Annotated in this window: 11 protein-coding genes; 2 read left to right on the top strand and 9 right to left on the bottom strand. The window is 73.1% G+C overall.

The window, feature by feature from the left end; genetic code table 11:
- Window positions 1–114 precede the first annotated feature (114 nt).
- Window positions 115–1329 carry a PucR family transcriptional regulator gene (locus LQ326_RS20725; RefSeq protein ID WP_234538739.1) on the top strand — a complete coding sequence of 405 codons (1215 nt, stop codon included), beginning with the start codon at window positions 115–117 and terminating at the stop codon, window positions 1327–1329.
- Between the two features lie 242 nt (window positions 1330–1571).
- Here the strand turns inward: LQ326_RS20725 and narI are convergent, their stop codons facing one another.
- From narI to LQ326_RS20750, 4 genes are read right to left on the bottom strand one after another with little or no spacing between them, the layout of a single operon-like run.
- Window positions 1572–2414 (bottom strand): respiratory nitrate reductase subunit gamma, encoded by an 843-nt coding sequence (gene narI / locus LQ326_RS20735; RefSeq protein ID WP_234538740.1) that lies wholly within the window; start codon window positions 2412–2414, stop codon window positions 1572–1574.
- Entirely contained in the window at window positions 2411–3193 is a 783-nt protein-coding gene (gene narJ / locus LQ326_RS20740; RefSeq protein WP_234538741.1) for a nitrate reductase molybdenum cofactor assembly chaperone, read from the bottom strand. Before narJ ends, narI begins: the two co-directional genes overlap by 4 nt.
- Window positions 3190–4746, bottom strand: a complete 1557-nt coding sequence (narH, locus tag LQ326_RS20745; protein ID WP_234538742.1) for a nitrate reductase subunit beta — start codon at window positions 4744–4746, stop codon at window positions 3190–3192. The genes narJ and narH overlap by 4 nt, the downstream gene beginning before the upstream one ends.
- 1 nt (window position 4747) lies before the next feature.
- On the bottom strand, window positions 4748–8443 hold the full coding sequence (locus LQ326_RS20750; RefSeq protein WP_234538743.1) for a nitrate reductase subunit alpha: 3696 nt from the start codon (window positions 8441–8443) through the stop codon (window positions 4748–4750).
- Between the two features lie 795 nt (window positions 8444–9238).
- Between LQ326_RS20750 and LQ326_RS20755 the strand changes: the two genes are divergently transcribed.
- Window positions 9239–10063: a CAP domain-containing protein gene (locus tag LQ326_RS20755; protein ID WP_308401976.1), complete on the top strand. Its 825-nt coding sequence runs from the start codon at window positions 9239–9241 to the stop codon at window positions 10061–10063.
- Between the two features lie 44 nt (window positions 10064–10107).
- Here LQ326_RS20755 and LQ326_RS20760 read toward each other — a convergent pair whose 3' ends face one another.
- From LQ326_RS20760 to LQ326_RS20780, 5 genes are all read right to left on the bottom strand, one after another.
- Window positions 10108–10941, bottom strand: coding sequence for an ABC transporter ATP-binding protein (locus LQ326_RS20760; protein ID WP_234538746.1), 834 nt, complete (start codon window positions 10939–10941; stop codon window positions 10108–10110).
- A gap of 4 nt (window positions 10942–10945) precedes the next feature.
- Complete coding sequence (locus LQ326_RS20765) at window positions 10946–11911, bottom strand: FecCD family ABC transporter permease (RefSeq protein ID WP_234538747.1); 966 nt, start codon at window positions 11909–11911, stop codon at window positions 10946–10948.
- A 56-nt stretch (window positions 11912–11967) separates the two neighbouring features.
- Window positions 11968–13005 (bottom strand): ABC transporter substrate-binding protein, encoded by a 1038-nt coding sequence (locus LQ326_RS20770; RefSeq protein WP_234538748.1) that lies wholly within the window; start codon window positions 13003–13005, stop codon window positions 11968–11970.
- A gap of 94 nt (window positions 13006–13099) precedes the next feature.
- Window positions 13100–17437 (bottom strand): non-ribosomal peptide synthetase, encoded by a 4338-nt coding sequence (locus LQ326_RS20775; RefSeq protein WP_234538749.1) that lies wholly within the window; start codon window positions 17435–17437, stop codon window positions 13100–13102.
- A complete protein-coding gene (locus LQ326_RS20780) occupies window positions 17424–17693 on the bottom strand; it encodes a phosphopantetheine-binding protein (RefSeq protein ID WP_234538750.1) in 270 nt (89 codons plus the stop codon). The genes LQ326_RS20775 and LQ326_RS20780 overlap by 14 nt, the downstream gene beginning before the upstream one ends.
- Between the last annotated feature and the right edge of the window lie 24 nt (window positions 17694–17717).

Genomic DNA, 17717 nt, shown 5'->3' on the forward strand with positions numbered 1-17717 from the left:
GCGCACAGGATGGCCCGGCCATGTGTTGTTCCCTGGAACAAGGGACAGCGAGATGATCACCGTGGCTCGGCCAGATCTTGTCCGGGGGAACAAGGGCTCCCGTACCCTGGCCTGGTGCAGCGCCGCCCGCCCGTACCCGAGATCGCCGCCGTGGCCCAGTCCCTGCGCCCACGGCTGGCCGAACTCGTCGAGCGCGCCGCCCGCCGCATCCGCGACGAGATCGACGTCTACGGACCGTCCGGCACCGTCCCGGAGGGTGAGCTGCGGGCGTCGCTGCGGCGCAACATCGACAGCATGCTCGCGCAGTTCGCCCGGGGCAGCGGGCCCGACCTGACCGAACCCGGTGGGACGGGCCGGCTGCGGGCGGTTCAGGGCGGGCCGCTGCCCGACGTGCTGCGCGCCTACCGGATCGGTTTCGCCGAGGTGTGGACGGTCGTGGCGGAGGAGGCGGCGCGTCTTCGCGTGGACCCGGCCGTCATGGTGGCGGCGACGGCCGACGCGTGGCAGCTCGCGGACGAGTACAGCGACGCGCTGACCTCCTCCTATCGCCAGGCGACCGCCGAACTCGTCCGCGCCCGGGAGCGGGAACGGTCCGCTCTCACGGAGGCCCTGCTCAGCGGCCGCATCAACGACCCGGGGGCGCTGTGGGAGGTGGCCCAGACCCTTGGCCTGCCCCGGAAGGGCCCCTTCGTCGCCGTCGCCGCCGAGGTGACCATGCTCGGCCATGAACCGCTCGGCGAGGTCGAGGCACAACTGGCCGCCCACGGCATCCCCTCCGCCTGGGCGCTGCGGCCCGACCTCCACATCGGCATCACGTCCCTGCTCCGCCCCGACGCCCTCGACCTGACCATGACGGTGCTACGGCGCGGCGCCACCGCCCGGGTGGGCATGAGCCCGGCCTTCGCCTCGCTCGACCGCACCGGCCAGGCCCTGCGGCACGCCCGGCTGGCCATGAAGAGCCGGCCCGCCGGCACGGCCGCCGTGGTCCGCTTCCAGGACGATCCGCTCACGCTGGTCATGGCCGCCACGCCGGAGGCCGCGGCCGACCTGGCCCGCGGGGTCATGGGTCCGGTACTGGCGCTCGGCAAGGACGCGAGCGCTGTGCTGCTCGACACCTTCCAGTGCTGGATCGACGCGGCCGGGAACGCCGTCGCGACGGCGCGGGCCCTGCACTGCCACCCCAACACGGTCCGCTACAGACTGCGCAAGCTGGAGGGCCTGACCGGCCGTTCGCTGCAGGCCCCCGGGGACACGGCCGAACTCGTCGCGGCCCTGCGTGCCGTCAGGGTCCTGCCGGACACCGCGGCGGACGGGAACGCTCGTCCATGAACGCGCCGGGAGCGGCCGCGGTCGGGCCAGGGTAGGGAAGCGCTCCCTCCCTGGTCGGCCGAGGCCGGGCAGCGGGGCGCCGGGCGACGTCCCGGGCTCCGCGATCACCTGGATGAGCGCGCCGGCCTCCCCGGTCCGGGCGAGTATCCGCCGGGCCGGGCGGACGAGGGCCCGACGGGTCTCGGCACGGCGATGGCCACCCGGGCGGCCCGGGAACTCGACGACGGCGCAGTTCCGCGCGACTACCTACCGCGTCCCGCCCGCCGGGCAGGCATGGGCCACGAGTCCCGGTCCGCCGGGCGGACGGCGCCCGGGCCGGGTCCGTCCGCCGCCTCCCGCCGGGCACGCGCCCGGGATCTCCCGCCCGGCTCTCCCCGGAACCCCGGGCCGGCAGCCGGCTGGGCCCGCCTGCGGTAGACCAGGTAAGGGCGGGCCAGATAGCCGATCGGGGCACTCCACACGTGGACCAGCCGGGTGAACGGCCAGGCCGCGAAGAGCAGGCAGGCGGTCAGGGCGTGCAGTTGGAACAGCAGCGGGGCGCCGGTCATCGCCTCGGGCCGGGGCTGGAGGGCGAAGACGCCGCGGAACCAGACCGAGACGGTCTCGCGGTAGTCGTAGCCGCCGCCGAAGACGTTGTGCGTGGCGGTGGCGGAGATGCCGAGCACGACGGTGGCGGACAGCAGCGGGAACATCACCTTGTCGCTGCGGTCGGTGGTGAGCCGGATCCGGCGGGTCAGCAGCCGTCGCGCGCACAGCATGCCGAGGCCGGTGAGCATGGCGACGCCCGCGACGGAGCCCAGCCAGACGGCCGTGGTGTGGTAGGCGTGCTCCGAGACGCCGACCGCCTCGGTCCAGGAGGCCGGTACGGCGAGACCGACCACGTGGCCGGCGATCACCGCGAAGGCGCCGAGGTGGAACAGCGGGCTGCCCCAGCGCAGCCAGCGACGCTCCAGCAGCTGGCTGGTGTGGGTGGTCCAGCCGAACTGGTCCTGCCGGTAGCGCCAGACGTGCCCGACGGCGAACACGGCGAGGCAGACGTACGGGAAGGCGACCCACAGCACCAGGTCGGCGGTCGTGACGTTCATCGGCGGTCTTCCTGACGTGCGGTCGGGGCCAGGGTCGGCGCGGCCTGCTGCGGCGGGGTGAAGGTGCCGGGCGGGGCGAACTCCCCGTCGCCGTAGGTTCCGTAGGGGTCCAGGCCGACCTCCTCGTTCGGCGGGCCCTGGGCGGCGAGTTCGGCGACGGCCGCGAGATCCGCCTCCGTCGGCGGTGGCAGCAGGGTGAGCAGAGCGGCCAGGAGGTGCCGGTACGGCGAGTCCGCGTCGGTGAGGGCGCGGTGGATCAACTCCAGCCCGCGCCGGTGCTGCCGCAGCGGCGCCTCCCCGGCGCCCGGACCGGCGAGGGCGGCGAACTCCAGGACGACGGGGAGGTGGTCGGGCAGTTCGCCGGCGTCGGTGCCCCAACCCGTGGCGGCGTAGCGCTGGTTGAGGGTGAGCAGGGCCATGCCGCGGCGGCGGGTGTCGCCGTGGAGGTAGTAGGTGAGATACAGGCCGCTCTTGCGGCGCAGGTCGAACATCTCGACGTAGTGCCGCTCCAGCGCCTCGGGATCCTGTGCGGCGAACCAGTCGGTGAACCCGGCCAGGTGTGCGGCCGCCGGCGTGTCCGGCAGGGCCTCCACCACGGAGGTCAGCTCCGTCCGGGCCGCGGTGATTTCGGCGTCCGGGTACTGCAGGAGCAGCGACACGAGCCGCAGCACCAGCGCCCGGCCCGCCGTCTCCTCGGGTGTGAGCGTGGCCCGGCGGCGGATCGCCGCGCGGACGCGGGTGCGGACGATGGCCGGGACGGTGGCGGGCAGGGGGCTCATGCGCGGTCTCCTGTCGAGGTGCGGCGCAGGGTGGGAATGCCGAGCATCACCCGTCGGCCACCGTCCTGTGCCGGTTCGCCGGGCGTCTCGACCGGGCAGCGGTTCTCCGTCGCGGTGAGCGCGGCGGCGTCCTCCTTGTGCGCGGCGGGGACGACGTACCGGTCCTGGTACTTGGCCACCGCCAGCAGCCGGTGCAGGTCCTCCGCCTCCCGGGCGGTCAGCCCGACGGCCTTGAGGGCGGCCTCGTCGCCCGCCTCGCCCAGGGTCCGCTCCCGCATGTACGACCGGAGGGCGGTGAGTTTCATCAGCACGCCTGCCACGACGTCGGCGTCCCCGGCGGTGAACAGCTCCGCGAGGTACTCCAGCGGGATGCGCAGCCGGGTGACGGCGGCGAAGACGTGGTCGGGGTCGTCCTGGTCGCCGCCGGCCGCGTCGACGGCGTCCAGCACGGGCGACAGCGGCGGGACGTACCAGACCATCGGCATCGTCCGGTACTCCGGGTGCAGCGGAAGGGCGACCTTGTACCGCATCACCAGGTCGTACACCGGCGAGCGCCGGGCGGCCTCCAGCCAGTCCTCGGGGATGCCGGACTCCCGTGCGGCGGCCCTGACCTCGGGGTCGTGCGGGTCGAGGAAGACGCCGCGCTGGGCGTCGAGGAGGTCCTGCTCGTCCGGGGTGGCCGCGGCCTCACCCACCTTGTCGGCGTCGTAGAGGAGCAGGCCGAGGTAGCGCAGCCGGCCGACGCAGGTCTCGGAGCAGACGGTGGGCTGTCCGGCCTCGACGCGCGGGAAGCAGAAGGTGCACTTCTCCGCCTTGCCGGTGGCGTGGTTGACGTACACCTTCTTGTACGGGCACGCCGTCACGCACATCCGCCAGCCGCGGCAGCGGTTCTGGTCGACGAGGACGATGCCGTCCTCGACGCGCTTGTACATGGCGCCCGAGGGACAGGCGGAGACACAGGCCGGGTTGAGGCAGTGCTCGCACAGGCGGGGCAGGTGGAAGAGGAAGGTCTGCTCGAACTCGAACCTGACCTTCTCCGCCCACGCGCCGGTGAGGTTGGGGTCGCCGGCCGCGTGTTCGGGTGCTCCGCCGAGGCCGTCCTCCCAGTTGGCACCCCAGGTGACGGCGGTGGGCCTGCCGGTGAGGACGGAGCGGGGGCGGGCCACCGGGAGGTCCTCGCCGGCCGGGGCGCTGACGAGGTTGTCGTAGTCGTAGGTGACCGGCTCGTAGTAGTCCTCGATGGCGGGCAGGTCCGGGTTGGAGAAGAGCGACAGCAGGCGCCTGACGCGCCCTCCCGAGCGCAGGACCAGACGTCCGCGCTTGTCGAGCATCCAGCCGCCCTTCCAGTGCTCCTGGTCCTCGTAGCGGCGCGGGTAGCCGACACCGGGCTTGGTCTCGACGTTGTTGAACCAGGCGTACTCGACGCCGGTCCGGTTGGTCCACGTCTGCTTGCAGGTGACGGAGCAGGTGTGGCAGCCGATGCACTTGTCGAGGTTCATCACCATCGCCACTTGGGCCATGACGCGTCCGATGGTGGCTTCGCCACGGGGCATCTCAGTACTCCACTTCCTGGCTGCGGCGGCGGATGACGGTGACCTCGTCGCGCTGGTTGCCGGTGGGACCGTAGTAGTTGAAGCCGTAGGTGAACTGTGCGTAGCCGCCCGCGAGATGGGTCGGCTTGAGCAGCAGCCTGGTCAGGGAGTTGTGGATGCCGCCGCGCCGGCCGCTGACCTCGGTCTTCGGCACGTTCACGGTGCGGTCCTGGGCGTGGTGCATGTACACGGTGCCCTCGGGCATGCGGTGGGTGACCACGGCGCGGGCGACGACGACGCCGTTGCGGTTGTACGCCTCGATCCACTCGTTGTCCTTGACGCCGGTCTTCTCGGCGTCGGCGGTGGACATCCAGATCGTGGGTCCGCCGCGGGACAGGTCGAGCATGAACTTGTTGTCCTGGTAGTTGGAGTGGATGGACCACTTGGAGTGCGGGGTCAGGTAGCGGACGGTGACCTCCGCCCGGCCGTCGTGGAGATGCTCGTCGCCGTAGTGCCGGAGCGCGTTCAACGGCGGCCGGTAGACGGGCAGTTGCTCGCCGAGTTCGGCCATCCAGTCGTGCTGGACGAAGAAGTGCTGGCGGCCGGTGAGGGTGTGCCAGGGCTTCTTGTGCTCGGTGTTGATGACGAACGGCGAGTAGCGGCGCCCGCCCGTCTCGCTGCCCGACCACTCGTACGAGGTGATGACCGACCGGGGCTGGGTGCGGGTGTCGGCGAAGGTGATCCGCTCGGCCTCGCGCTCCGCGGCGAGCTCGACCAGCCCCGCGCTGCCGGTCTGCCGCTCCAGTGCGCGGAAACCCTCGGTGGCGAGGCGGCCGTTGGTGGTGCCGGACAGGGCGAGGATGGCCTCGCACATGTCGGAGGCGGTGGCCAGGGACGGACGGCCGGCGGCCACTCCGTCCCGCACGGTGCCGCAGCGGTGGCGCAGTTCGTCCAGCTCCCGGTCCGGGTGGACGGTGATGCCCTTCGTCGTGGTGCCCAGGGTGTCGAGCAGCGGGCCGACGGCGCGCATCTTCTGGGCCACGGCGGCGTAGTCCCGTTCGACGGTGACCAGCTTCGGCATGGTCCGTCCCGGGACCGGTTCGCACTCGCCGGCCTTCCAGTCCCGTACCGCTCCGCCCGGCTGGGCGAGTTCGTCCGGGGTGTCGTGCAGCAGCGGTACGGCCAGGACGTCGGTGCGGGTGCCGAGGTGCTCGGCGGCCAGCTCGCTGAACCGGTCGGCGATGGTCAGGAACGTGTCGTAGTCGGTGCGGGCCTGCCAGGGCGGGGCGATGGCCGGGGTGAAGGCGTGCACGAAGGGGTGCATGTCCGTGCTGGACAGGTCGTCCTTCTCGTACCAGGTCGCGGCCGGCAGGACGACGTCGGCGAGCAGGCCGGTGGACGTCATCCGGAAGTCCATGCAGACCAGCAGGTCGAGCTTGCCCTCGGGGGCCTCGTCCCGCCACACCACGTCCTTCGGGCGGGCCTCGGGCGGGGTCTCCTCGGAGCGGACCGCGGCGTCCGTGCCCAGCAGGTGGCGCAGGAAGTACTCGTTGCCCTTGCCGGAGGAGCCGAACAGGTTCGCCCGCCACACCGTCAGCACCCGGGGGAAGTTGGCCGGGTCGTCGGGGTCCTCCACGGCGAACCGCAGCCGCCCCGACCTCAGTTCGTCGACGATGTGCTCGGCGACCGGCCGGCCGGCCCGCGCCGCCTCGTCCGTGAGGTCGAGGGGGTTGCGGTTGAAGCCGGGGTGGCCGGGCGTCCAGCCCAGCCGCACCGCCTGCGCCAGACAGTCGGCGAACCCCTTCCCCCGGAACCGCCCCTGTCCGAGCGGCGAGGCCAGCTCCTCGGGCCCGAACGCCTCGTACCGCCACTGATCCGAATTCAGGTACCAGTACGAGGTACCCGCCATGTGCCGGGTGGGCCGCTGCCAGTCGAAGGCGAACGACAGATGCTGCTGGCCGGTGACCGGGCGGACCTTCTCCTGGCCCACGTAGTGCGCCCAGCCGCCGCCGTTGACGCCCTGACAGCCGGTCATCGTCGTCAGGGCCAGGAAGGCGCGGTAGATGGTGTCGGAGTGGAACCAGTGGTTGGTGCCCGCGCCCATCGCGATCATCGAACGGCCCCGGGTGCGCTCGGCGTTGCGGGCGAACTCCCGGGCGATCCGGGCCGCCTGCTCCGCGGGCACGGAGGTGATCGTCTCCTGCCAGGCCGGGGTGTACGGCTCGGACGCGTCCTCGTACGACGTGGGCCAACTGCCGGGCAGACCGGGCCGCTCCACCCCGTACTGGGCCAGCATCAGGTCGAAGACCGTGGTGACCAGGCGCCCGCCGACGCGCCGTACCGGTACACCGCGCACCATCACCGAGCCGCCCTCCGTGCCGCCCTCGTCGAAGCGGGGCAGGGCCACGGCCGCCGTGTCCTCGGCGCTCTCCAGCAGGCTCAGCTCGGGCACCACGTCGCCGAGGTCGAGGTTCCAGCGGCCCTGTCCGGCCTCCCCCCAGCGGAAGCCGAGCGAGCCGTTCGGCACGACCGGCTGCCCGGTCGCCGCGTCGAGGAGCACGGTCTTGGATTCGGCGTGTTCCGTGTCGTGTCCGAGGTCGGCCGCGGTCAGGAAGCCGTCGGGGACGAGGCCGTGCTCGTGCTCGCGCAGGGCGACCAGGAACGGCGCGTCCGTGAACGTCCTCAAGTAGTTCTGGAAATACGGCACTTCCCGGTCGACGAGGAACTCGCGCAGGATCACGTGCCCCATGGCCATAGCCAGCGCGCCGTCCGTGCCCGGGTGCGGGGCCAGCCACTCGTCGGCGTGCTTGACGTTGTCCGCGTAGTCGGGGCTGACGGCGACGACCTTGGTGCCGTTGTAGCGGGTCTCGGTCAGGAAGTGGGCGTCGGGCGTGCGGGTGACGGGGATGTTCGAACCCCACATCACCAGGTAGCCGGCGTTCCACCAGTCGGCGGCCTCCGGTACGTCCGTCTGGTCGCCGAAGACCTGCGGGGAGGCGATCGGCAGGTCGGCGTACCAGTCGTAGAAGGAGATCAGGGTGCCGCCGATGAGCGACATGAAGCGGGCGCCGGCCGCGAAGGACGCCATCGACATCGCCGGGATCGGGGAGAAGCCGGCGACGCGGTCGGGGCCGTACGCCTTGACCGTGTGCACCTGGGCGGCGGCGACCAGCTCGCTCACCTCGTCCCAGTCCGCGCGTACCAGGCCGCCCTTGCCGCGGGCCCGCTTGTACGCCCGCGCCTTCGCCGGGTCGGACGTGATCTCGGCCCAGGCCGCCACCGGGTCGCCCAGACGCTTCCGCGCCTCGCGCCACAGTTTGAGCAACTCGCCGCGCACGTAGGGGTAGCGGACCCGGCTGGGCGAGTAGGTGTACCAGGAGAACGACGCCCCTCGCGGGCAGCCGCGCGGCTCGTACTCGGGGCAGTCCGCGCCGATCGACGGGTAGTCGGTGGCCTGGTGCTCCCAGGTGATGATGCCGTCCTTGACGTACACCATCCACGAACACGAGCCGGTGCAGTTCACCCCGTGCGTGGAGCGCACCACCTTGTCGTGCGCCCAGCGGTCCCGGTAGAAGCCCTCCCACTTCGGGTCGGCGGTGCCGAACACGGCACGCCCGTCGGCCGACACCTCACGGCGCGTCAGCAGCCGTCGCGCGGCCAGCGGCCAGCCCTCGGCGGCGGGTCCGTGCGCGGGACCCGCGGTCTTGTCCGTCTCCATGGTCAGGAACGCTATGCGGTGCGGCCTCCGGGGTACCTGGGTCCGGTGGCCCCCGGGGACGGCCTACCGGCCCAACTCGTGCCGTCGTGCCGGGGCCAATGGTCCCGGCACCCGGGCCGGCCGACCGGCCGGGGAGCGGACCTGTCCGGCGTCGCGCACCGGGCCGGTCGAACCGCGGATGCGTGGCTCCGAAGTGTCCTGTACACGACCGACGTCACGCGGCACGCCGGACGCCGCGCGGTCGAGGCCGCCCCGGCGTCAGAGCACCCGGCCGTTTCCACCACGTGCGGCCGGCCGAGGCCCCGGCCCCACGCCCAGGTCAGAACAGGCCAGGCCAAGCCAGAACCGGAATGCGGTATTCCGTGACATCTGTCACAAGGATCCGGGACCTGTGCGTGCCGGATAGTAGACGTCGCTCTGGTGACATATGGGATTTGTCTGACTTGCGGCAGACGTGAGTCCGACCCGGATTCCCGGCCCGCCGCCCGCGAGCCGCCCTCACCCGTTCCGCGCCCACACAGGGCTTCTGACGGGGCGACAGGATTCCGCACCGGCCCCGGAAAGCGGACCAGCGCCGCCCCGCTCCCATGACAAGGGCCGCCCCGGCCTACGAAGCGAGCTAGTACCGAGGCCCTTTGCGCCGCATGTGAAGGCGTCTTAAGAATGACGACCCGCAAGACGCCGCCGCAGCTCAGGAGCGGGTTACTCATGGGTAAACATCGTAAGAACACGCATTGCCGGCGGATAGTCATCGCTGCCGTCGCCGTAGGCACCGTGGGCATACCGTCCGCCGCCATGGCCTGCACCGACTGGCCGGACAGCGGTGGACAGCGCTCCAGCAGCGCCGGGACCAGCGCAGCGCAGGTCTCGTGGCACAAGAAGGACTGGTGGAACGACGCGAGCTGGGGCCGCCCCTGGAACGCCGACCGGACCGGCGAGCCCTCGCGGACGGCATCGGCGGCGCCGAGCGCCACGAAGACTCCGCACACCGCCCCCGCGAAGGCCGCCGCACGGCGGCTGAGGGCCACAGCGCCCTGGCACACCGCACGGACCACTGCTCCCGAGCCCGGCATCACCGCGTGGCCCGGCACGACCGCTCGCAAGCCCGGCATCACCGCGCCGCCCAGCACCACCGCTCCCCGGCCCAGCACCCCCGCGACGCCCAGCACCCGGAACCCCACCGCCACCGCTTCCGCGCCCTCCCCCGGGCCGTCGAGCACCCCGACGGCCACCGCCACGGCGTCCGGAGCCGTCGCTCGCGTCGTGGAACTGGTCAATGCCGAGCGCGGCAAGGTCGGCTGTTCGGCCCTGACCCTGAACACGACCCTGTCCAAGGTCGCGCAGGCACACAGTGAGGACATGGCGCTGCACCAGAACATGTCGCACTCCGGGTCCGACGGCTCCTCCCCCGGCGACCGGCTCACCGACGCCGGGTACGCCTGGAGCACCTACGGCGAGAACGTGGCCTACGGTTACGCCTCTCCCGAGCAGGTGATGGCGGGCTGGATGGCCAGCCCCGGCCACAAGGCCAACATCCTCAACTGCGCGTTCAAGGAGATCGGCGTCGGTCTCGCACAGCCCGACAGCTACTGGACCCAGGACTTCGGCACCACCCGCTGAGCGGCGGCCGGTGCCGCCCGCCGCCCCGCCCCGTCGTCCCTCGCTCAGTCGTCTCCGGCACGCCCTTGAAGGCTCTCGTCGGCCACCTCGTCGTCGGTGTCGTCGGTCGCGAGCGGCCGGGCCGCGTACGTGATGCGGATGACGCCGTCGGCGTGCCGTTCGGTGCGGGCGCGGACGCCGAAGACAGCGGCGAGGATCCGCGGGGTGAGCACCTCCAGGACCGGTCCCGCCGCCACCACGGTTCCCTCCCGCAGGACGACCAGACGGTCGCAGAGGCGGGCGGCCAGGTCGAGGTCGTGCAGGACGGCGAGGGTGGTGATCCCGGTGGCCCGGACGAGGTCCAGCAACTCGAAGCGGGCACGGATGTCGAGGTGGTTGGTGAGTTCGTCCAGCACCAGGAGCCGGGGGTTCTGGGCCAGCGCGCGGGCCAGCAGCACGCGTTGGCGTTCGCCGCCGGACAGGGAGGCGTAGTCGCGGTCCGCGAAGGGGCGTACGCCGCAGCGGTCGACGGCGTCCGTCACGGCCCGGTGGTCCTCGGCGCCGTCGCGGCCCAGCAGGCCGTGGTGGGGGGCGCGGCCGAGGGCCACGATCTCGGTGACGGTCAGGCCCGTGGTGTTGCCGCCCGCGTCCTGGAGGACGGCCGCGGTACGGCGGGCGGCGGCCCGGGGGGACAGTGCCCAGACGTCGTCCTCGCCGACCCGGACGGCGCCGTCCGCCGGGCGCAGCGAGCGGTAGACGGCACGCAGCAGGGTGGACTTGCCGCTGCCGTTGGGTCCGACCAGGCCGACGATGTCGCCCTTGCGGACTCGGAGGCTCACGTCGCGCAGGATCGGGGTGCGGTCCAGGGTGATGTGGAGCCGGTCGACGGTCAGTTTCATGCGGTCAGTCCAGACCCTTGTTGCGGCGCAGCAGCCACAGGAAGAACGGGGCACCGAGCAGGGCGGTGAGGATGCCCAGCGGGAGTTCGTTGGGGCGGTCGAGCGTGCGGGAGAGCAGGTCGACGAGGACCAGGTAGACGGCGCCGAGCAGGGCGGTCAGGGGCAGCAGCCGGCGGTGGTCGGCACCGGTGGTCAGGCGCACCAGGTGCGGGATCATCAGGCCGACGAAACCGATGCTGCCGGCGACCGCGATGACGGTTCCGGTCAGCAGCGCGCTGAGCGCCAGAAGGACGGCCCGTAGCCGGTTGACGTCGACGCCGAGGGCGGTGGCGGAGTCGTCGCCGGCCAGCAGGACGTTGAGGCGGCGGCCGAAGAGCGACAGGAGCGTCGTCGTGACGAGCACCACCACGGCGACCGTGGGGAGCTGGTCCCACTGGGCTCCGGCGACGCTGCCCAGCATCCAGAACATCACCGTCCGCAGCTCGGTCGGGGTGGCCTGGAGCTGGACGAAGCTGGTGGCCGAGAGGAAGACGTAGCCGACGGCGACACCCGCAAGTACCAGCCTGGCCGGGGCCATCCGCCCCTTCCGCCGCCCGAGCGCGAAGACCAGCGCACCGGCGGCGACGGCACCCAGGAAGGCCGCCGCCGGCACCCCGAGCCCGGCCAGCGCGGCGCCCCCGCCCAGGGTGATGACGAGGACGGCGCCGAGGGTGGCGCCGTAGGAGAAGCCCAGCACGACGGGGTCGGCGAGCGGGTTGGACACCACCGTCTGGAGCACCGCGCCGGACACGGCGAGACCCGCGCCGACCAGGGCCGCCAGGATCACCCGCGGGGTGCGGAAGTTCCAGACGATCTGGTCGAGCGCGGGGTCGGAGGGCGCTGCCCCCACCCCGGTGACGTGCTGCAGGACGATCTTCCAGACGTCACCGACCGGGACGTCGACGGCGCCGATGCTGATCGCCACGACCATGGTGGCGATCAGCGCGACCGGCAGGAACGTGAACGCCAGCGGGGCCCTGAGACGGCTCAGAAGGCGTCCGGGTGCAGCACCTTGGCGACCTTCTCCACCGCCAGGTCGTTGCTGGGGCCGAGGTACATCGAGTCGGACAGCGTCACGAACGCGTTGTTCTTGGCGGCCGGCCACTGGGGGAACTCCTTCAGCAGTTTCCTGGCGTACGCCGCCGGGTTCGGGTCGTTGTAGGCGATGACGACGAGGGCGTCGACGTCCGTGGCGGCCACCTTCTCCTTGCTCAGGTCGGCGAAGGACGTGCTGGACGCGTTCGCGAAGGCGTTGGAGCCGCCGGCCCTGGCGAGGATGTCGTTGTAGATGCCCTTGGCGACGACGGAACTGAAGTCGTTGCCGCCCATGGACATGTTGGAGAAGAGCACCATGACCTTCGGCTTCTTCTTCCCCTTCACCCGGGCCGTGACGGCCGCGATGTTCTTCTGGGAGGCGGCGACCAGCTTCTCGGCCTGCTCGCTGACGTGGAAGACCTTGCCCATGTCGCGCAGCAGCCGGTAGCTGTCGGCGATGGTCATCCTGGAGGTGTCCTGGTCGCAGCCCTGCGGGGAGACGTAGGTGCGGGCGCCGGCCTCCGCCAGCTGCGCGCGGGTGGCGAAGCCGTTCTTCTCGTCGAAGCCGTACGACGTCGTCGACAGCACCAGGTCGGGGCGCAGGCCGAGCATGGCCTCGCGGGGCACGTCGTAGGCGTCGTTGAGCTTGACGTTCCCGGTGGGCAGCTTCTTGATCGCGGCGGCCCGGCCCGCGACCTCGGAGGCACCGAAACTCTGTTCGTTGGCGGCGATCCGGTCCCCCACACCGAGCGCGAGGAGCGTGGAGACCTCGGCTACCGAGGCACCGTTCATGACGACGACCCGGCTGGGCGCCTTCGTGAACGTCTCCTTCTCGCCGCAGTTCTCCAGCGTCACCGGATAGCCGGACTTCGAGGCCGCGGCCGCGGCCGGGCCGGTGCTCGTCCTGTCGTCGGACGAGGAGCCGCATGCCGCGGTGAGCAGACAGAGGACTGCGGCCAGGGCGGTGGCGGCCGGCCGGTTGACGGACATGCGGACTCCTATGCGTGCGGGACGTGCTGGCGGTCTGAGGGGTTCTGGTGCAGTAGTCGGGGCGCGGCGGCCGCGAGTTCCCGGCGACCGCCCTTTACGTGCTGCGGGTCGCGGGCCGCGCCCGGCGCGGCCCGGCCGGGGCGGGCAGCAGGCCCGTGGCCACGCAGTGATCCAGGTGACGGCGGACGAGGTCACGGCCGACGGACGGACGGGCGATGCCGCTGCCCGCCAGCCCGGCACGGACATGGCCGGCCCGCACGTGGCCGAGGCGCAGGTCGGTGGGGGCGGCCTGCCCGGCGGAGTCGAAGAAGGCGAGCACGGTGGCGGCGGTGCCGGCCGAGCCGCGCAACTGCTCCCGCCAGCGCGCCGGCGGCAGGCGCCGTATCGGATAGCCGTACTCCTCCACCCAGTCGTAGACGTCGGCGAGCCGCACCCGGGGGAGGATCGCGTGGTTGAAGACCGGGCCGCCGGCGGCCCGGTCCGGAAAGAGGGAGAGACGGACGACGGACCGGGCGGCGAAGTCCGCCGGTGTCCACACCTCGTCCTCGAACAGCTCGGGGACGATCCCCGCCGGGATGCCCGCGCGCAGCACGCTCCACAGGAAGTCGTGCTCGTTGACGTACCCGGTGCCGGACGGTCCCACCACCCGGCCCAGGCGGTGCACGGTGACCGGCAGCCCGCGCCCGGCCGCCTGTTCCAGCAGCCGCTCGGAGGCCCACTTGGACTGCTGGTAGCCGTACCGCAGCCCGTCGTGGAGCGGCAGGAACTCCTCCGGTACCTCGGGGCCGCGGCTCGCGGGCGGGGCCACGGACAGGGTGGAGACGTAGTGCAGCGGGGTCGTGCGTACGGCGGCCAGGCGCAGCAGTTGCCGGGTGGACTCGGTGTTGGCGGCGCGCAGGCTGGCGTAGTCGCGCAGGATGCTGACCGTCGCGGCGTTGTGGACGATGGCGTCGCAGGTCGCCGCGAGGTCGCCGAGCGTGTCACGGGTCAGGCCGAGGTGCGGGCGGGCGAGGTCGGACGGGAGGGCGGTGACGCGGGACCGGGACCGCTCGTCCAGGGTGAGGCCGTGCCGGGCGAGGGCCGCCCCTATGCGGGCGACGGCCTCCGCGGCGGTGCCGGCGCGGACCGTGCAGACGATCTCGGCCGTCGTGGCCGCGAGGAGTTCGGCCAGGAGATGCGCGCCCACGAAGCCGGTCGCGCCGGTGAGCAGGACACGGCGAAGGGGGTCGTGCGGGGTCCGGCCGATGCCGGGTCCGACGGCCGGGTCGAGGACGGTGTCGGCGAGGAGCGTCGGCGGCGGCCCGGACGGCGGGGTGGGCCCCTGGGCGCCTTGCCCGTCGGCCTCGCCTTCGGTCCCGGCCAGGAAGCGGGCGAGTGCGGCGGCCGTGGGGTGCTGGAAGATCCAGGCGACCTTCACGTCCCGGCCCAGTTCGGCGCAGAGCCGGTTGGCGGCCTGGATGGCCTGGAGGGACTGGGCGCCCAGGTCGAACACGTCGTCGTCCACGGCGACGGCGGCGGTGCCGAGGAGCTGCTGCCAGACGCCGGTGACGGTCCGCTCCAGGGCACTGCCGGCAGCGGGGAGCCCGGGCTCGGCGGGAGCGGCGGCGGCCGGCCCGAGCGCGGCGAGAGCCGTCCGGTCGGTCTTGCCGGAGCCGGTGCGGGGCAGCCGGTCCAGGAGTGCGACGGCGGAGGGGATCATCGCGGCCGGCAGCATCGCCCGAAGGTGGGCCCTGACCTCGGACGCGGAGGGAGCCGGAGAGTCCGCGACCAGGTGGGCGACCAGCCGCCGGGTGCCGTCGCCGAGCGTCTGCCCCACGACGGCGGCCTCCCGGATCCGGGGGTGCGTGAGCAGCGCGTTCTCGACCTCGGCGGGCTGCACCCGCTGACCGCTGATCTTGAACTCGTCGTCCGCCCGGCCGAGGAAGCGCAGTCGGCCGTCCGCACCGAGGCGGACCAGGTCGCCGGTGCGGTAGGCGCGCGGGCTGCCCGGCAGCGCGGTCAGCGGGCCGAAGCGAGCGCTGTCCGGTGTCTCGCCCCGGTAGCCGCGTGCGAGGGCGTCACCCAGCAGATACAGCTCGCCGTCGAGTACGGCGGCACGGGTTCCGGGCAGCGGCCGGCCGATGGGGATGTCGCCGGGGAGGAGATCGGGGTCGTGCAGGTCGGCGACGGTGGCGACCACCGTCGCTTCGGTCGGGCCGTAGGTGTTGAGCAGCGCCACCGAGGTGCCGACCGCCTCGCGCCAGCGGCCGACCCGCTCGGGCAGCGCCGCCTCACCGCCGATGACGACGGTCCGCACACTCTCCGGAAGGGCGGCGGCGCCGGTGGAGAGCGCGTAGGCCGTCTCGTGCCAGTACGCGGTGGGCAGGTCCAGCACGCTCACCCGCAGCCGGGCGCACTCCGCCAGGAACCGGGGCACCGACTCGGTCATGTCGTCGGCGCGGATCACCAGGGTGGCGCCGGCGCACAGGGTCAGGAAGACCTCCTCCACGCTGGTGTCGAAGTGGAGGGGGGCGAACTGGAGGACCCGGTCGTCGCAGCGCAGCCCGTAGCGGTGCGAGGCGCCCGCGACGAAGTGCGCCAGCGCCGCGTGGCCGATCTCGACGCCCTTGGGGCGGCCGGTGGAGCCCGAGGTGTGCAGCACGTAGGCGAGGTCGGCCGGACCGGGCGCCGGCGGTACGCCGGAGGCGTCGCCGGCCGGCTGCCGGTCCAGGAGGAGGACGGGGTGGTCCGGGAAGGCGGCGGCGCGGCCCGCCGTCGTCACCACCAGCGCGGGAGCGGCGTCGGCCAGCAGCTGTGCCGTGCGGTCGGCGGGGGCCTCCGGGTCGAACGGACAGTAGGCGGCGCCGGAGAGCAGCACGCCGAGGACGGCGGTGACGGCGTCGGCGCCACGGGGCAGGGCCACGGCGACCACGTCTCCGCCGCCGACTCCCCGGGCGGTCAGGCAGTGGGCCATGTTCTGTGCGGCGTCGAAGAGTTGGGCGTAGGTGAGGCTGCGGTCGGCGTCCTCCACGGCGACGGACCCGCCCCGGCGGGCGGCGTGGTCGGCGATCAGGCTCAGCACCGGCCGGGCGGGCGCGGGCAGCGGGCCGCCGTCCAGCAGCGTGACGGTCGGGGCGGCGGGGGCGGTGCCGCCCGCCCGGCCCGTCAACCGCCGGTCCGGGGCCGCGACCGCGTCGGCCAGCAGGCTCAGCAGCCCGTCCAGCAGACTCGCCGTCTCACCCACCGTGTACAGGTCCGGGTTGGCGTCCAGGGCGAGGCGCAGTCCCGTGCCGTCCGCGCGGTCGTAGACGTTGAGCGCCAGGTCGTCCACGGGCCCGGCCGACAGGTTGTGGACGGTGCTGCGGTGTCCGGCGAACCGCAGGTCGTACGCGAACGGCATGATGTTCACGCCGGGTCCGGACAGCCGCCGCGGGCCGCCCACCAGCTTCAGGTCGCGGCGCAGTCGCTCGTAGCGGTAGCGCTGGTGGGGCAGTGCGGCGCGCAGTTCGCGGGAGACGCGGACCGCGAGGTCGTGCAGGCTGTCGCCGGCGGTGACGGCGACGCGCAGGGGCAGGATGTTGCGGACCGTGGCGGGGACGCGCAGGGAGACCGAGCCGAGGCGGCCTGTCACGGGCAGGCTCAGGACGGTCTCGGGTGCGCCGGTGACCCGGTGGAGATGGGCGGCGGTCACCGCGAGCACCGCCTCCGGCCAGGTCACCGACAGCCGGCGGGCGACCGTGCGCAGGTGGTCCGCCCGCTCCGGTGCCAGGTCCGCGACGTGGCGGTGGAAGGTGCGGGCGGGCAGGGCGGACCGCCCGGCCGGGGTGGCGACGGGCGGCCGGTCGGCGTAGCGGTCCGTCCAGTAGGCGCGGTCCTCGGCGCGGCGGGCGGACTCGCGGTAGGCGCGGTCCTCGGCGCGGACGGACTCCAGGGTGCCGAAGCCGCTGCCGGGGGCGGGCTCACCGGCCATGAGGGCGGTGTAGACCTGCGCGACCCGCCGGGCCACCAGGGAGAGTCCGAAGCCGTCGAGGGCGATGTGGTGGACGCGGTGGTACCAGAGGTACTCGTCCTCGGCGGTGCGCAGCAGGGCGTGTCCGAAGAGCGGGCCCCGGGTGAGGTCGACGGGACGCGCCAGGTCCTGGCCCATCCAGGCCAGGGCCGCGGCGTGCGGGGCCGGGCCGGCGGTGAGGTCGCCGATGTGGGTGTGCCAGTCGCCGGCCGGGGTGTCGAGCTGCCAGGGGCGGCCGGAGTCGTCGGCGCCGAAGGTCGCGTGGAGCGCCTCGGTCTCCGCGACGACGTGGTGCAGGGCCGCGTCGAAGACGGCCGTGTCGACGGGGCCGTGGATGCGCACGTATTCGGCGGTGTTGTAGGCGGGGCTGTCCACGTCGAGCTGCTGGCCGGTCCAGATGCCCTCCTGGGCGGCCAGCAGCGGGTGGCGTTCAGGCGTCGGCATGGCCCGCTCCCCGCTGACGCGCGGTGAGCAGTTCCCACCACTGGGCGAAGGTGGTGCGCTCGGCGAGTTCGACGAACGTCACGTGCACGCCGGCGGCCTGCCAGCGCTCCAGCAGGGTGACGATGCGCAGCGAGTCCAGCCCCGCGTCCAGCGGGCTTTCCTCCAGGTCGACTTCGTCGGCCGACCGGAAGAGGCACTCCGCGAGCTCGGCGCGGAAGCCTTCGAGAGTGAGAGAAGTGCGAGAGGGGTCGTGCACGGGTGCTCCCTGGGGCCGTGTCGG

Origin of the sequence: Streptomyces shenzhenensis, assembly GCF_021462265.1 — a bacterium.
GTDB classification, from domain to species: domain Bacteria; phylum Actinomycetota; class Actinomycetes; order Streptomycetales; family Streptomycetaceae; genus Streptomyces; species Streptomyces shenzhenensis.

Coding starts and splice junctions, on each gene's coding strand:
- narI (WP_234538740.1), bottom strand. CDS start 2,414: ATGAACGTCACGACCGCCGACCTGGTGCTGTGGGTCGCCTTCCCGTAC.
- narJ (WP_234538741.1), bottom strand. CDS start 3,193: ATGAGCCCCCTGCCCGCCACCGTCCCGGCCATCGTCCGCACCCGCGTC.
- narH (WP_234538742.1), bottom strand. CDS start 4,746: ATGCCCCGTGGCGAAGCCACCATCGGACGCGTCATGGCCCAAGTGGCG.
- LQ326_RS20750 (WP_234538743.1), bottom strand. CDS start 8,443: ATGGAGACGGACAAGACCGCGGGTCCCGCGCACGGACCCGCCGCCGAG.
- LQ326_RS20755 (WP_308401976.1), top strand. CDS start 9,239: ATGGCCTGCACCGACTGGCCGGACAGCGGTGGACAGCGCTCCAGCAGC.
- LQ326_RS20760 (WP_234538746.1), bottom strand. CDS start 10,941: ATGAAACTGACCGTCGACCGGCTCCACATCACCCTGGACCGCACCCCG.
- LQ326_RS20765 (WP_234538747.1), bottom strand. CDS start 11,911: ATGGTCGTGGCGATCAGCATCGGCGCCGTCGACGTCCCGGTCGGTGAC.
- LQ326_RS20770 (WP_234538748.1), bottom strand. CDS start 13,005: ATGTCCGTCAACCGGCCGGCCGCCACCGCCCTGGCCGCAGTCCTCTGT.
- LQ326_RS20775 (WP_234538749.1), bottom strand. CDS start 17,437: ATGCCGACGCCTGAACGCCACCCGCTGCTGGCCGCCCAGGAGGGCATC.